The sequence below is a fragment of the Cytobacillus spongiae genome (genome assembly GCF_021390075.1).
Genome location: NZ_CP089997.1, coordinates 2165168 through 2179298, shown reverse-complemented (window position 1 = coordinate 2179298; position 14131 = coordinate 2165168). Strand labels below are relative to the sequence as shown.

The 14131-nt window shown below is 37.8% G+C and carries 16 protein-coding genes and 1 pseudogene; 13 read left to right on the top strand and 4 right to left on the bottom strand.

Annotated features, from left to right (window positions below; genetic code table 11):
* Positions 1-223: 223 nt before the first annotated feature.
* The 3 genes from LS684_RS10995 to LS684_RS10985 are packed head-to-tail and all read left to right on the top strand — an operon-like array spanning position 224 to position 2964.
* Positions 224-1555, top strand: a complete 1332-nt coding sequence (locus tag LS684_RS10995) for a DEAD/DEAH box helicase (protein WP_349293044.1) — start codon at positions 224-226, stop codon at positions 1553-1555.
* A gap of 41 nt (positions 1556-1596) precedes the next feature.
* Positions 1597-2361 (top strand): exodeoxyribonuclease III, encoded by a 765-nt coding sequence (locus tag LS684_RS10990; protein ID WP_233805985.1) that lies wholly within the window; start codon positions 1597-1599, stop codon positions 2359-2361.
* Positions 2362-2373: 12 nt separating this feature from the next.
* Entirely contained in the window at positions 2374-2964 is a 591-nt protein-coding gene (locus tag LS684_RS10985) for a branched-chain amino acid aminotransferase (protein ID WP_233805983.1), read from the top strand.
* Between the two features lie 214 nt (positions 2965-3178).
* Here LS684_RS10985 and LS684_RS24100 read toward each other — a convergent pair whose 3' ends face one another.
* Both LS684_RS24100 and LS684_RS10980 read right to left on the bottom strand, forming a co-directional pair.
* Entirely contained in the window at positions 3179-3304 is a 126-nt protein-coding gene (locus tag LS684_RS24100; protein WP_267930190.1) for a hypothetical protein, read from the bottom strand.
* Positions 3305-3363: 59 nt separating this feature from the next.
* Positions 3364-3660, bottom strand: coding sequence for a protein YxiS (locus LS684_RS10980; protein WP_233805981.1), 297 nt, complete (start codon positions 3658-3660; stop codon positions 3364-3366).
* Positions 3661-3930: 270 nt separating this feature from the next.
* Here LS684_RS10980 and desA point away from each other — a divergent pair, with 270 nt between their 5' ends.
* The 8 genes and pseudogenes from desA (at position 3931) to LS684_RS10940 (ending at position 11048) form a co-directional block, all read left to right on the top strand.
* Positions 3931-4974, top strand: a complete 1044-nt coding sequence (desA, locus tag LS684_RS10975; protein ID WP_233805979.1) for a Delta(5) desaturase DesA — start codon at positions 3931-3933, stop codon at positions 4972-4974.
* Positions 4975-5106: 132 nt separating this feature from the next.
* Complete coding sequence (locus LS684_RS10970) at positions 5107-6243, top strand: sensor histidine kinase (protein ID WP_233805977.1); 1137 nt, start codon at positions 5107-5109, stop codon at positions 6241-6243.
* Positions 6240-6839 carry a response regulator transcription factor gene (locus tag LS684_RS10965; RefSeq protein WP_233805975.1) on the top strand — a complete coding sequence of 200 codons (600 nt, stop codon included), beginning with the start codon at positions 6240-6242 and terminating at the stop codon, positions 6837-6839. The genes LS684_RS10970 and LS684_RS10965 overlap by 4 nt, the downstream gene beginning before the upstream one ends.
* Positions 6840-6978: 139 nt before the next feature.
* Complete coding sequence (locus LS684_RS10960) at positions 6979-7224, top strand: hypothetical protein (protein ID WP_233805973.1); 246 nt, start codon at positions 6979-6981, stop codon at positions 7222-7224.
* A 377-nt stretch (positions 7225-7601) separates the two neighbouring features.
* Positions 7602-7947: pseudogene (tnpA, locus tag LS684_RS10955) on the top strand (IS200/IS605 family transposase).
* Positions 7948-7958: 11 nt separating this feature from the next.
* Positions 7959-9071 (top strand): transposase, encoded by a 1113-nt coding sequence (locus LS684_RS10950; RefSeq protein ID WP_233805971.1) that lies wholly within the window; start codon positions 7959-7961, stop codon positions 9069-9071.
* Between the two features lie 344 nt (positions 9072-9415).
* Positions 9416-10525 carry an HD-GYP domain-containing protein gene (locus tag LS684_RS10945; RefSeq protein ID WP_233805968.1) on the top strand — a complete coding sequence of 370 codons (1110 nt, stop codon included), beginning with the start codon at positions 9416-9418 and terminating at the stop codon, positions 10523-10525.
* Between the two features lie 253 nt (positions 10526-10778).
* Positions 10779-11048: a DUF1292 domain-containing protein gene (locus LS684_RS10940; protein WP_233805966.1), complete on the top strand. Its 270-nt coding sequence runs from the start codon at positions 10779-10781 to the stop codon at positions 11046-11048.
* Between the two features lie 60 nt (positions 11049-11108).
* Here the strand turns inward: LS684_RS10940 and LS684_RS10935 are convergent, their stop codons facing one another.
* Together LS684_RS10935 and LS684_RS10930 are read right to left on the bottom strand one after the other, a co-directional pair.
* On the bottom strand, positions 11109-11342 hold the full coding sequence (locus LS684_RS10935) for a hypothetical protein (RefSeq protein ID WP_233805964.1): 234 nt from the start codon (positions 11340-11342) through the stop codon (positions 11109-11111).
* A gap of 185 nt (positions 11343-11527) precedes the next feature.
* The gene (locus LS684_RS10930) at positions 11528-12598 is read right to left on the bottom strand and encodes a nitric oxide synthase oxygenase (RefSeq protein ID WP_233805961.1); all 1071 of its coding nucleotides are present in this window, start codon (positions 12596-12598) and stop codon (positions 11528-11530) included.
* Positions 12599-12758: 160 nt separating this feature from the next.
* On the opposite strand from LS684_RS10930, the gene LS684_RS10925 reads away from it, so the two are divergent.
* Positions 12759-13211, top strand: a complete 453-nt coding sequence (locus LS684_RS10925) for a GNAT family N-acetyltransferase (RefSeq protein WP_233805959.1) — start codon at positions 12759-12761, stop codon at positions 13209-13211.
* A 74-nt stretch (positions 13212-13285) separates the two neighbouring features.
* On the top strand, positions 13286-14119 hold the full coding sequence (locus tag LS684_RS10920; RefSeq protein ID WP_233811618.1) for a pentapeptide repeat-containing protein: 834 nt from the start codon (positions 13286-13288) through the stop codon (positions 14117-14119).
* Positions 14120-14131 lie beyond the last annotated feature (12 nt).

Here is a 14131-nt window from a genome sequence, read left to right as displayed (position 1 = left end):
CTTTTTTCAATTGATTTACTAACAACAGTTGCTATTTTAGAGACATTCCGTCAATATGAATACGGGAAGGAAACAACTATTCCGTTTTAGTAAGTTATGAAGCCACTCTCTTTTCGAAAAAGAAGAATATAAGTAGGATCTAAAACGACAATTAATAGAAACAAGCATATAGAAAGTAGGGATGATTTTGCCTAATTTTACAGCTTTAGGTGTTTCAAATCACATGGTAGAAAAATTGCGGGAGAATGGAATTTCGGTTGCTACCCCAATTCAGGAACAAGCGATACCAAAAATAGTAGAAGGCAAGGATTTAATCGGACAAGCTCAGACGGGTACAGGGAAAACACTAGCGTTTGTCTTACCGATTCTAGCAAAGCTGAACCCAAACGAAGAACATATTCAAGCACTAATCGTTACCCCGACAAGAGAACTTGCCATTCAAATTACTGCCGAAATTAACACGTTATTATCAGCCGATAGGGGGATAGATGTATTAGCAGTGTACGGCGGGCAAGATGTAGAAAAACAGCTAAAGGGACTTAAGAAAAAAAAGCAAATCGTAGTAGGGACTCCTGGAAGGCTATTAGATCATCTAAGGAGAAAAACGATTAATTTAAGTAAACTGTCACATCTCGTTTTAGATGAAGCGGATCAAATGCTTCATATCGGTTTTTTAAGCGAAGTAGAGGACATTATTCATAAGACCCCAAAGAGTAGACAAACTCTACTATTTTCAGCTACCATGCCGGCAGAGATTCGTCAGTTAGCAACTAAGCATATGAAGCATCCTGAATACCTTCAAGTAGAAAAAGTGCAAGGCCCAGCAGATACGGTCCAGCAAATGGCTATCCATACAACTGATCGCGGAAAGCAGGGAACGTTGGTTCAATTAGTAGAAATGCATCGTCCATTTTTATCGGTTATTTTTTGCCGAACGAAACGAAGAGTTACTAAGTTGCATGGTGTCTTAAAGAATCATGGCTTCACATGTGATGAACTCCATGGGGACCTCTCACAAGCAAAAAGGGAACAAGTTATGAAGCGATTCCGCGACGCAGATATCCAACTGTTAATTGCTACGGATGTTGCCGCAAGAGGTCTGGACGTAGAAGGGGTTACACATGTATATAATTACGATATCCCACTAGACGGTGAAAGCTATATCCACCGTATCGGTCGAACAGGAAGAGCTGGGACAAAAGGAATGGCGATTACATTATATACTTCTGAGGACCGTGCAACCCTTGATTTAATTGAAAAGGAAATAAATATTCGGATCGATAAGAAAAACATCGGAAATATGAATACATCAGAGGGACAAAAATCAGCACCTGTAGCTTCAACCGAAAAGAATAAGAAACCTAGAAAAAAGCCTGTTGCAGGTGAAAAGAAAAAGAAAGCACCACGCCGTGAAGAAGGCAGAGGTCAAGTGAAAAAAGAAAAGAGCTTTACTAAAGATAAAGGCTCAACTTCCAAACCATCGCAAAAGAAACGAACTTCTTCCTCAAGAAGCGTACCGAAATCCGCTTCGGGAGCTAGAGGAAAGCGTAAATAATCGGTATTAGCAATAAAGGGGTAAGGGGAAACTGATTAACAATGAAATGTATTTCTTGGAATGTAAATGGACTACGAGCGTGTGTAAAAAAAGGGTTTTTAGATTATTTCCAACAAATGGATGCGGACTTTTTCTGTATTCAAGAAACAAAGCTGCAGGCTGGTCAAATCGAATTAGATTTGCCTGGCTATTATCAATACTGGAATTACGCTGAGAAAAAAGGGTACTCGGGAACGGCTATTTTTACAAAAAGGAAGCCACTAACAGTTAGCTACGGACTTGGTGACCAGGATAGCCAATATGAAGGACGAATCATTACGTTAGAATATGAAAGGTTTTACATGGTAAATGTGTATACACCGAATGCCAAAAGGGACCTCTCCCGCTTAGACTACAGGTTAGATTGGGAGGATGAGCTTCGAGCATATTTAGTAAACCTAAATAAGGATAAACAGGTAATCTTTTGTGGCGATTTAAACGTAGCACACGAAGAAATTGACTTGAAAAATGCAAAGACCAATAGAGGAAATTCTGGGTTTACCGAACAAGAACGAGGAAAGATGACAGAATTACTCCATCATGGATTTGTTGACTCCTTCCGTTACCTTTATCCTGACAAGAAGGATGTGTACTCATGGTGGTCATATATGAGTAAGGTTCGCGAGCGAAATATCGGGTGGCGTATAGATTATTTTATCGTTTCAAATGAGCTTTCCCACCGAATTACAGAAGCTGGTATACATATGGAGGTTCTTGGAAGTGACCATTGCCCCGTTATGCTAAGCTTGGATGAATCTGATTTATAAGGAGGATAATCGATGTTACATGATCGAATGAAGAAGTTAGTAGAAAAAGTAGCTGCTGATGAGTCAGCTGAACTTTTTCATGAAGAAGTTACCTATGCCAAGAAGCATGAATTGTTAAAAGAAGATCACACAATCCTAGTAAAGGATTCGAAAGAGCGTTTCCGAGATGCATATGTAGAAAAAGGTCTAAAAGAGACAGAGGAATCTTTTGAAGCGGATGTGTCATTGCTAGAACAACCTCTTTCCTACTTACTTACTCATAAAGATACATTTCTATACGTAGAATCGAAATGGTTTGAGGTAATAGGTGTAGATGCGATTTCCATCGAAGTAGATGATGTATTCGGCACGTATGACCTAATGCTAGGATTAAAGCTTCAAAAAAAATTCCAATCCTCCTTAAAAGCCAAATTAGAGAAAAACCTGTCAGGCGATGAGACAAAGTTTGACCTTATGTTTGATGCGCAGGAAGGGCTATGGAATATAAATATCGCGCTAAATGGAATCCCTGGATATAACGAAGGGATGAAAATAAGCGAAGCATACGATATTACCTATGCCTTCCTCTTTCATTTAGTTGAAACACTAGAAGACAATCAATAAATAAGCCAGCGAACTCCGCTGGTTCAGGCTGTAGCTAAACTCAAAGGAAGATGAGATTAGCTATAGCTGTTTTTTTGGAATAGACCTCATTTTCATTGTTCAATTTCGGTAAATAAAGGATATAGAAAAATGGACGCTTTACACAAAACAAAAGGACCGAGATATGATATCTCGATCCATTTTCAACCACCTAAATTCACAGGCTACATCCGCATTATTTATTCTTCAAATCGTTTTTCGTAATTTCACTTCTGATGTTCACTTCTTTTGAAAACTCTGCATCCTGCTTATTTTTGGGATACTTGTTTTTGGTTTCTCGATTGTCATTACGGTTTGTCAAGTGGACCACTCCTTTCCTATGTAATCCACTTTATTTTTCCCAATTTAATAAAGAATATGTTAGCTGTTCATCTTCTTCATTTCTTCCGTAACAACAAATGCCAAGTCTTCATTTCCAAAGAGAGAGAGGACACCTAACACTGTTTCATTTGGTACATCTCCTGCTTCTTCCTTTGGTACGGTTAGCTGTATGGCATCTGTTAAAGCCTGATTATTGATCTGGTCTGGATAGGCTTTGGTATATAGCTCCACAGGGTTTAGATCATGGTTTACACACCACTGTGCAAAGACGAGAATCATCATCCTCTCATCCTTCTGAAAGTTCTCAATGATTTGTTCTTCGAGTTGTTTTTTCATGCATTATTCTCCTTACCCATTAGTGGTTACATTATATCGAAGGTTTTAATCTTTTCCTATTTTTAAAACGAATTTTCTCATGTTCCTCCATATTATGGAGACAATAAGTCGTGAAAAGTACGAAAGAGAAGGCTTTTACCGCAACGATTATAGCATATTTTTCCACCTTATATGACATTTATCATGTTATGCTCTATGACACCTATGACTACTCCTAATAGTTAGTATCAGTTATGATGAATTCAATACATTGTAGAAGGGACCAATGCAATGAACCAAGATCAAACGAAATTACTCAGAAAACAAATGAACCCCTTTGAAAAGGCGAATACAAAAAGTAGTGTCATCCAAATACTGAATACGATTGTTCCATTTTTTCTTATATGGTATTTAGCTTATGAAAGCTTATCGATTTCCTATTTATTAACACTTGCCCTTTGCGTAGTAAATGCTGGATTATTGGTGCGAATTTTCATCATCTTTCATGATTGCTGTCACTATTCTTTTTTCAAAAACAGAACAGCAAACAAAATTCTCGGAACCATTACAGGAGTTCTAACGATTTTCCCATTTGGTAAATGGGGACATGAACACTCCGTTCATCACGCAACAAGTAGCAATCTAGACAAACGTGGAACTGGTGACATTTGGATGCTTACCGTTGAGGAATACAAAGCTGCATCTCCAGCAATGAAGCTTGGATATCGTCTGTACCGTAATCCATTCGTCATGTTCGTCCTAGGACCTATTTATGTGTTCTTATTTAAGAATCGGTTTAACCGTAAAGGTGCACGTAGAAACGAACGCATCAATACGTATATTACAAACCTTTTAATTGTTGGATTATACAGCTTTATGTGTTGGTTAATTGGCTGGGAAGCCTTCCTAATGATTCAGGGACCGATCTTCTTCCTTTCTGGTGCAGCAGGTGTATGGTTGTTTTATGTTCAACATACATTTGAAGATTCTTATTTTGAAGAAGATAAAGAGTGGGAGTATGTAAAAGCAGCTGTTGAAGGAAGTTCCTTTTATAAGCTTCCAAAGCTATTACAATGGATCACAGGCAACATAGGTTATCACCATGTACACCATTTAAGCCCAAGAGTACCAAACTATTTGCTTGAAGAAGCACATAATCAAACAGAATCGTTACAAAATGTACCTACCATTACCCTATCAACAAGCATAGAATCCCTTAAATTTAGATTATGGGATGAAGAAAATGACAAATTTGTAGGGTACAAAGAAGCAAAGCAGATCCTACGAACGAGAGAAAAAAATCAAGTGAAGGTGCCTGTTCAAGTCAAACCATAAGCGGTTGGAGGAAGCATGGTTACGTATTCGAACATCATCGTGTTCATACGTAATCATGCTTTTTTGTTTATAAATGTTCTTCGTTTGAATTGAAGCTTATGATAAAATTAGGAAAAAACTAGAGGTTATCTAATGAGATTAAAGCAATGGATTGCACAAAAAGGCTCGGGGATTGCTCCCTATATATGGGTATTATTTAGCATCTTACCTTTCTATTTTATTTTCCAATCTTCTTCTACCGTTGAAATTATCGTTGGTATTGTGCTAACAGGATTGTTCTTCTTAAATCTCAGGTTTGCTTTTATTTCACAAGGCTGGCCTGTTTATTTATGGACGATAATTTTAATCGCAATTTCAACGACGATGACTATCTTATTTCAGTTTATTTACTTCGCTTTTTACATTGCTTATTATAACGGCAACATAAAGAATAAAATTGCATTTTTAACCGTATATATCGTACATCTCATCGCTGTTACTTTTTCTATTAATTATAATGTGATACTAGGGGATGAGCTTTTTCTAACGCAGATTCCTTTTATCGTTATTATCTTCATAAGTGCGATCCTTCTTCCTTTTAATATCTATAATAAAAAAAAGCAAGGATTATTAGAAGCGGAGCTTGAATATGCCAATAAGCGAATTGCGGAACTTGTAAAGCAAGAAGAACGGCAACGAATTGCTAGAGACCTCCATGATACGCTCGGTCAAAAGCTCTCACTGATCGGGTTAAAATCAGACTTAGCAAGAAAGCTGATTTATTCAGATCCCGAAAAGGCGCGGGAAGAACTTAAGGATGTCCAGCAAACCGCAAGAACCGCCCTTAATGAAGTAAGGAAAATGGTATCCCAAATGCGAGGAATTCGTTTAAAAGAAGAGATGATTCGCGTTAAGCAAATTCTTAAAGCCGCTGAGATTACGTATATTGGTGAAGAAGAATTGAATGTTAAGAATCTATCGCTTTTCATTGAAAATATTTTGAGTATGTGTTTAAAGGAAGCAGTCACAAATGTAGTGAAGCACAGTCAAGCAACCGCTTGCCAAATATCGTTTGAGCAGACGCCAACAGAGATTAGAATCATGATCCATGACAATGGGGTGGGAATCGACCAGGATAAGGACGTTGGCAAAGGAAGCGGCCTCTTAGGAATAAAAGAGCGACTTGAATTTGTAAACGGAAGATTAGAGATTGAAAATAGGAATGGGACAATGATTAGGTTAAGAATTCCGAAAGTAGAAAAACCGGTGACGAAGGAGGAAAGAAGATGATTCGAATTGTAATAGCTGAAGACCAACGGATGTTATTAGGTGCTTTAGGTTCTCTACTGAATTTGGAAGAGGATATGGAGGTCGTTGGGAAGGCAGCGAATGGGCAAGAAGCAATTGCATTAGTTCAAGAGCTGCAGCCAGATGTTTGTATTATGGATATTGAAATGCCAGAAAAGACCGGTCTCGAGGCAGCAGAAGAGTTAAAAAACATAGATTCCAAAGTCATCATACTAACAACCTTCGCCAGAACCGGTTATTTTCAACGTGCTTTACGAGCAGGTGTCAATGGCTACTTGTTAAAAGATAGCCCAAGTGAGGAATTAGCAAGTTCCATTCGGTTAATTATGGACGGGCGAAGAATATATGCTCCCGAATTAATGGATGATCTATACAGTGAAGAAAACCCTCTGACTGAACGAGAACGAGAAGTGCTAGAACTTGTAGCAGATGGAAAAAACACCAAAGAAATCGCCCAAGAGCTAAGCATCAAAACAGGAACGGTCCGAAACTATATCTCAACGATCCTCGATAAATTACAAGTAACCAACCGGATAGAAGCAATCACCCATTCAAAAGAAAAAGGGTGGTTTAAATAACTGAAGGACAATAATTCGCGGTCAACTTTAAGAAATCTGTTTTTTTACCTCTATTTATCCATACCTTTAGTAGTTGTTGGTATCGAATAGTAAAATAAATGGAATAATATACTAGAGACGAACATCGAGGTGATAAAAGGTGACTGTAGAAGCTGGAATGAAGTTCGAAATTTCAAATGCTGTAAAAGGGTATTTTAACTCTGCTGAAACGATGGTCATTATTAGAGAGAAGGGTTCGATTGTCCAATTTTCGTTAGCGGACGGAAAAGGACACGGATCCATGCCGGTTCAGCATTTTCAATACTTATTAAGAAAAGAAAATCTAATCCCGATTAAAAATAATCGGATGATGCTCACACGTGAAACAGAAGAAAACATTGGATAAATAGACGTCACTTTATTAAGAGGCCACTGAAATACTACCGATTATGTAGGATCTCTCAAAAGTCCAAACGAAAAGAACCGATTTTTTGGAAAAGAATCGGTTCTTTTCCTGTTTATTTCTTTTTGTTACAAATATTTTATATGATCAAAATATAACTCAGATTGTAGACAAATTCGAGATTTTTGAGCCTGCTTACAGTCTTTTTCAATTTTAACGTACTTCCGAAAGAAGTCTCCCTCTTCAAGCGTGTGAAGGGCGTAGTCCAACGGTAAGGGGGAGATGAATTTCGGTTGGGCGATAGCCCAAAGGTTCTTTCTTTTGTCATTTTCCTCCATATGTTATAATCAGTATTATAAAGCGTAAGTATTGATATAATAATGAAATTAGACAGTAATAACCATTCAGTAATCTTGATGTCTTACCACCTCTTACTAGTTGTGAAGTTTCGAAGGAAAGTGATAGATGATACGATTTCCGACTATGCCAAAGATAAATTTGTGTCTTTGAGTCAAAAATATAATATTACATTAGTCGAATGGAACCACGATATTGACCACGTTCATATCTTGTTCAAAGCACAGCCTAACAGTGAAATATCAAAATTCATCAATGCCTATAAAAGTGCCAGTTCAAGACTAATCAAGAAGCTTCTGTTTGTTGACCACTGGTGGTTCACCTATGGAAGTGGTGAAAAAATATATAGAAAATCAAGGGGTAAAGTGAGGTGATTTGATATGACTAAACAAAATAAAGCGTACAAGTTCAGGTTGTATCCAACAGATGAACAAGCTTTTATTATACGAAAAACCTTTGGGTGTGTTCGCTTCGTCTACAATAAAATGTTAGCTGAACGAATAGAAACGTATGAAAGCCTAAAAGAAGATAAAGAAGCATTGAAAAAGATAAAGCACCCAACTCCTGCTAAGTATAAAAAAGAGTATGAATGGCTAAAAGAAGTAGACTCTTTAGCATTAGCGAACGCACAACTAAACTTAGATAAGGCATATAAAGCCTTCTTCAAAGGGAATGTCAAGTTTCCAACGTTCAAAAGGAAACGACACAAACAAAGCTACACAACAAATGTTGTCAATGGAAATATTCAGTTGTTGGATGGTCATATCAAATTACCTAAGTTGAAATTGGTCAAAATTAAACAACATCGAAAGATACCTTCAGAATACAAAATCAAATCCTGCACATTATCTATGACCGCATCAGGAAAATATTATATTTCTATTTTGGCAGAGTACGAGGTGGAAATTGAAAGGAAGGAAGTTAAAAAAGTCGTTGGGTTAGATTTTGCGATGGATGGATTGTTTGTGGATAGCGAGGGTGAGAAAGCCAATTACCCTAAGTTTTATCGACAAAAACTTGAAAAATTAGCAAAAGAACAACGTAAACTGTCTCGTAAGAAGAAAGGTTCTTCCAATTGGAATAAACAACGTATTCGAGTAGCTAACATTCAAGAGAAAGTCGCCAATCAACGGAAGAACTTTCTTCACCATCAATCAAAAAAATTAGTAGCGAACTATGATGCTGTTGTGATTGAAGATTTAGATATGAAAGGAATGTCACAAGCACTTAAATTCGGTAAAAGTGTAGCTGATAATGGATGGGGAATGTTCACTTCTTTCTTACAGTACAAACTAAAAGAACAAGGGAAACAACTGATCAAAATAGACAAATGGTTCCCCTCTACCCAAACCTGTTCGCATTGTGGAAATACCCAACTAATGCCAATGAACATCAGAATATATGTTTGTTCGTGCGGACTAAACCTCGATAGAGATTACAATTCAGCACTCAATATCAAAAAAGAAGGCATTCGCTTATTAGCAAGTGCCTAAAGAAATAAGAGATATAAACTCTTGGAACAAGAGGGTTAGCTTGGTCAATTTCGTCAGCTACCAAAAGTGGCGATTACCCAAGAAGCCCCCACTTCAAGCAACCCGCAAGGGTGGTAAGTGGTGGGAGTAGTTCACAGAATTATATTCTAGGAAACCGTTGATGTGCGCTACTGCGTACGCATTTCGCGGGCAGGCCGAGCCTCCTTTCCAGCAGGAGTCTTCCTTCTACGAGAAGTCGTGTTTTTTTTAGGTATTTTCACATCTTATGGGTGAAGAGCATTCACCTTCATTAGGTATTAAGTTATAATTAATAGGACATAGAATCTGATTTGGGGAAGAGATACATGCGCTTAATTACCATTGACCGTTGTGAGGCTGGACTAGAATTAGGTAAATCGATATACAATGATAAAGGACATATTCTCTTATCAAAAGGGACAAAGCTTACCGATCCATTGATTAAAAGCTTAAAAAAACATCAGGTGTTTACTATCTATATAGAAGATAAAGACTCGGAAGGGATCGATATTATTGAATCGATCCCAGAAGAGCTTCGAATGGAGTCTCTACATATCGTAACAGAGGGTCTAATAAAGATTAGTGAACTATCTCCAAATGCAAGGAAAATCGATGGAATGTTTAAAACAGGAAGAGCCATTCGGAGTTTTCAGAAAGTCTTCAGAGACCTATTGGGTTGTTTAAAAGAAAATCCCACCGCACTAAATTTACTTGCGACAACAAAGGTTCACGATCATTATATTTATAATCACAGCTTAAACGTTGCCATCTATGCATGTCAGCTAGCACTTGAAAACGGACTTCCATTAAACAAAATTGAAGAGATTGGGCTAGGAGCTATTTTACATGATGTTGGTTTTGCATTTATTTCACAAGAAACGCTAAATCAACCAAGAAAATTAACAGTTGAAGAATATAATTATGTAAAGACACATACCGAGCTAGGATTTGATTTGTTAAGAAAAATTCATGAAATTCCATTGCCAGTAGCTCATTGTGCACTTCAGCATCATGAAAGGATCGATGGCACTGGCTATCCAAGAGGGTTAAAAGAACAGGAAATCCATCCATACGCTAAAATATTAAGTGTAGCTGATGTTTTCGATGCGGTTACAAATCATCGCGTATATCGTGAAGGGATTCTCCCCCATAAAGGGATTCAGATTTTAATAGAAGGAAGCGGAACGCAATTTGATCCAAAGCAGGTCAATCACTTTAAAAAATGTGTGGCCATTTATCCAGAGGGCTTGTCTGTAACATTAAATAACGGGCTGTCTGGAATTGTATCAACATACAATTTTGATTCAGCAGGTCGTCCTACAATCAGAATTTTGAAGGACGAAGAGGGGCATAGGGTGACTCCATATGAAATAGATTTATCACTTTCAATGCATGAGGATGTTGAAATTGTGGAAGCAGAAGGATTGTTAACGTAATTTCTAGTGGATGTCGAATAATTTTACATATTCTTTGTTATTTTGCTATAGAAATTCACCCCCATGTTATGGGAAGATAGACTTGTAGGAATCTAGATGCCGATTTGTAGCCTTATTCCTCGCATGAAATTTCGAGATGTTGGGAAAATAATCAAGTACTTTCAATTTAAAGGGCTGTTTATTGTATGTGCATAAAAGGAAAGTTATGCTACAATCATTCAATCACAGCCTTTAGAAAAGAGGAGACGGAGCTATGGAAAAAATCGAAGTAGGCGAAATCTTTACTATCACAGATGAAAATGATCAAGAACTAGAGGTAGAAGTATTAGCTGCACTCACAATTGAAGGAACTGATTACGTAGCTGTAGGTTTTGTAGAAGATCTTGAAGAAGATATTGAAGAGGACTTAGATATTTTCTTCCTTAAGGTAGATGCAGAAGGAGATTTGTCTTCTATTGAAACAGATGAAGAATTCGATAAGGTTTCAGCAGCCTTTGATGAAATAATGGACGAAGAAGAATAATAGTCATAAAAAGACTGTAAACTGATGATAAGTTTACAGTCTTTTTACATTCATAATTTTTTAATAATATCCAAATCCGGGGCGGCCATAACCGTACCCAAAGCCTGGTCTGCCATAACCGAAGCCAGGTCTCCCGTATCCGTACCCAAATCCAGGACGTCCATAGCCATACCCAGGTCTACCGTACCAATATCCGTACCCATATCGGGGGCGAGCAAATGCTGCACCTGTAGCTCCTAATAATAAAAATGGTAGAAAACGTTCATCATTTTGTTGTGGAATTGCATTATACATTGACATATCCTCCTTTTTCTTTAGTCTTCCTATTGTATGGGTGACACGCCTCATTTGCCTTTGTAAAAACCTCTAAAAACATAAAATAGGCTTTCGTCACAACTAGAAGTGATATGAGCAACTAAAGCACGAAAAAACATGACCTCTATTCTTAACATTAGAAAGAAGTCATGCCTATAAAGTTGCTATTGGCAAAAATAATTCGGCTTCACTACCTCATTTTCATAGGAAAGATGAAAAATATGCGTAGCGGCAGGAGACACAGGGGGAATAAGCCAATCCCAATCACCTGTAAGTTTACGGTTTGCAGCTTTTTCTCGACCTTCAAAAAGCTTAAATTGCTCTGCAGCTGTATGATGGTCAACGATGCTAACTCCTGCTTTTTTATAGGAATATAGAACAGCAGCGTTTAACTCAATTAATGCACGGTCCTTCCAAAGGGTGTGGTTCCTTGATGCATCAAGCTTCATACAAGAAGCAACCTTTGGAAGCATATTATATCGAAACTCATCTGCCAGGTTTCTTGCACCAATTTCTGTCCCCATGTACCAGCCATTAAAGGGAGCAGCCGTATAGTGAATTCCACCGATTTCCAGTCTCATATCTGAAATAAGTGGAACTGCATACCATTTTAGATGTAGGTCTTCAAACCATGGGAACTCAGGATGGTGAATAGGGACTTCTAGAATTTTTTCGCTTGGAATGTTAAAGATTCGGGGTGTTTTCCCATCAAGCTGAATCATGATGGGCAGAACATCAAAATGAGTCCCTTGTCCACTCCAACCTAGTTCTTGACATTTTCTTGTAAAATCAATTGAATGGGGATCTCCCATTATTCCATTTTCCAGCTCGTATCCAGCATAACGGATTAATTGATGATTCAAAATGCGAGCATGGCCACCATTTGCGCTTTTTGGTTTGAATATGGAAATGGTTGGTCTGATTCTTCCACCATTGGTAGCGAAGTCTAAATGGTGAAGCAACGCTTCCATTATCGCTTCCTCTGAATCTAAGTGCCGTTGGTCAAAAACCGTTAAACGATCCCAAAAAAGCCGTCCAATACAACGATTGCTGTTCCTCCAAGCCATCTTCGCACCATGGGCAAGCTCTTCATAAGTATGTTCATATTCTCCAGTATCCTGAATTTGCTGTTCAATCTCACGCAAACGGCTTATTATCTCTGCCTCTGACTTTCCTAGCTCTTGAAAACATCTATAAATAAACTCTCTCGCTTCTGTTAATAAATGTTCGTTCAATGTAAACTCTTCCTTTTCGTATAAATTCAAATGAGCATTACCTTCAGCCTATTATAACAATAAAAGGATAGGGAAAGGCAAAAACAAACTGTTTAAATCCAAGATAGATGATTTGTGGTAAATTATAGAAAGAAGCGAATGAAAGGGGCAAATGGTTTCGATGAAAATTCGAATGTTAACTGAAAAGGAAACTGCACCAATGGAATTACTATTATTAGCTGATCCAAATAAGAAACTGGTCAAAGAATATATCATGCGAGGTGAGTGCTACATCTTAGAAGAGGATGAGAATCCAATTGGTGTCTTTGTTTTACTCCCAACGCGACCAGATACAATCGAATTAGTCAATGTGGCTGTTGCGAAGCCTTATCAAGGAAGAGGACTAGGAAAGTCACTTATTATACATGCCGTTCAAGTGTCTAGGGAGAAGGGATATAAAACGATTGAAGTAGGAACAGGCAATTCAAGTATAAACCAGCTAGTACTATATCAAAAATGTGGTTTTCGAATGACAGGAGTTGATGTCAACTATTTCAAAAGACACTATAAGGAAGCGATCTTTGAAAATGGAATTCAATGTATAGATATGATTCGGCTATCGCAGGATTTTTAATAGTATGAAAGTTTGAATCATAAAAGATGCGATCTGTAAAGATTATTCGCTTTGGAGGAAGTGATTGTGTGACTATGAATAAATTTTCATCCATACCAACAGATTTAAATGCTGACTGCGAAAAATGCTTTGCTCTATGTTGTGTTGCCTTGCCATTTGCAAAGTCAGCTGATTTTAATATCAATAAAGATGGAGGCATACCTTGTAAAAACTTACAAGTCAATTTCCGTTGTGAAATTCATTCATCACTTCGATCTGATGGATTTAAAGGCTGCACGGTGTTTGAATGCTTTGGGGCAGGGCAAAAGGTTTCACAAATTACTTATGAAGGAAGAGATTGGCGAAATCATGCGAACATGGCTGAAGAGATGTTTGCTGTATTTCCAATCATGCAACAGCTCCATGAAATGCTGTTTTACTTACATGAAGCGTACCATCACCTAGAATGCCAAAAAGAGAAAGAGCATCTTCAAAATGTGATAGATGAAACGACTAGGCTTACAAATTTACGTGCTGAAGACATCATGCGATTAAACCTTTCAGTACATAGAATGAAAGTTAATAGCTTCCTGCTAAAAGCAAGTGAATATGTACGAGAAAGATATGTGAAGAAGCGGACAGGGAAAGCAAATATCATGAATAAAGGTACAGACTTAATGGAGGCAAAGTTAAGAGGGTTAGATTTAAGAGGATCGAACATGAGAGGAGCTTTTTTGATTGCTGCTGATTTACGTGATTCAGATCTAAGGGGCTCAGATTTTATTGGGGCAGACCTACGTGATGCGGACGTTCGTTCGGCTAATCTCTCCGATAGTATCTTCTTAACACAGCTACAAATTAACTCTGCAAAAGGAGACGCCCAAACCGTTCTCCCCAAATATCTTCGAAGACCTGTGCACTGGATATGACGATATGTGTGA

Coding starts and splice junctions, on each gene's coding strand:
- LS684_RS10995 (WP_349293044.1), top strand. CDS start 224: ATGGTAGAAAAATTGCGGGAGAATGGAATTTCGGTTGCTACCCCAATT.
- LS684_RS10990 (WP_233805985.1), top strand. CDS start 1,597: ATGAAATGTATTTCTTGGAATGTAAATGGACTACGAGCGTGTGTAAAA.
- LS684_RS10985 (WP_233805983.1), top strand. CDS start 2,374: ATGTTACATGATCGAATGAAGAAGTTAGTAGAAAAAGTAGCTGCTGAT.
- LS684_RS10980 (WP_233805981.1), bottom strand. CDS start 3,660: ATGAAAAAACAACTCGAAGAACAAATCATTGAGAACTTTCAGAAGGAT.
- desA (WP_233805979.1), top strand. CDS start 3,931: ATGAACCAAGATCAAACGAAATTACTCAGAAAACAAATGAACCCCTTT.
- LS684_RS10970 (WP_233805977.1), top strand. CDS start 5,107: ATGAGATTAAAGCAATGGATTGCACAAAAAGGCTCGGGGATTGCTCCC.
- LS684_RS10965 (WP_233805975.1), top strand. CDS start 6,240: ATGATTCGAATTGTAATAGCTGAAGACCAACGGATGTTATTAGGTGCT.
- LS684_RS10950 (WP_233805971.1), top strand. CDS start 7,959: ATGACTAAACAAAATAAAGCGTACAAGTTCAGGTTGTATCCAACAGAT.
- LS684_RS10945 (WP_233805968.1), top strand. CDS start 9,416: ATGCGCTTAATTACCATTGACCGTTGTGAGGCTGGACTAGAATTAGGT.
- LS684_RS10940 (WP_233805966.1), top strand. CDS start 10,779: ATGGAAAAAATCGAAGTAGGCGAAATCTTTACTATCACAGATGAAAAT.
- LS684_RS10935 (WP_233805964.1), bottom strand. CDS start 11,342: ATGTATAATGCAATTCCACAACAAAATGATGAACGTTTTCTACCATTT.
- LS684_RS10925 (WP_233805959.1), top strand. CDS start 12,759: ATGAAAATTCGAATGTTAACTGAAAAGGAAACTGCACCAATGGAATTA.
- LS684_RS10920 (WP_233811618.1), top strand. CDS start 13,286: ATGAATAAATTTTCATCCATACCAACAGATTTAAATGCTGACTGCGAA.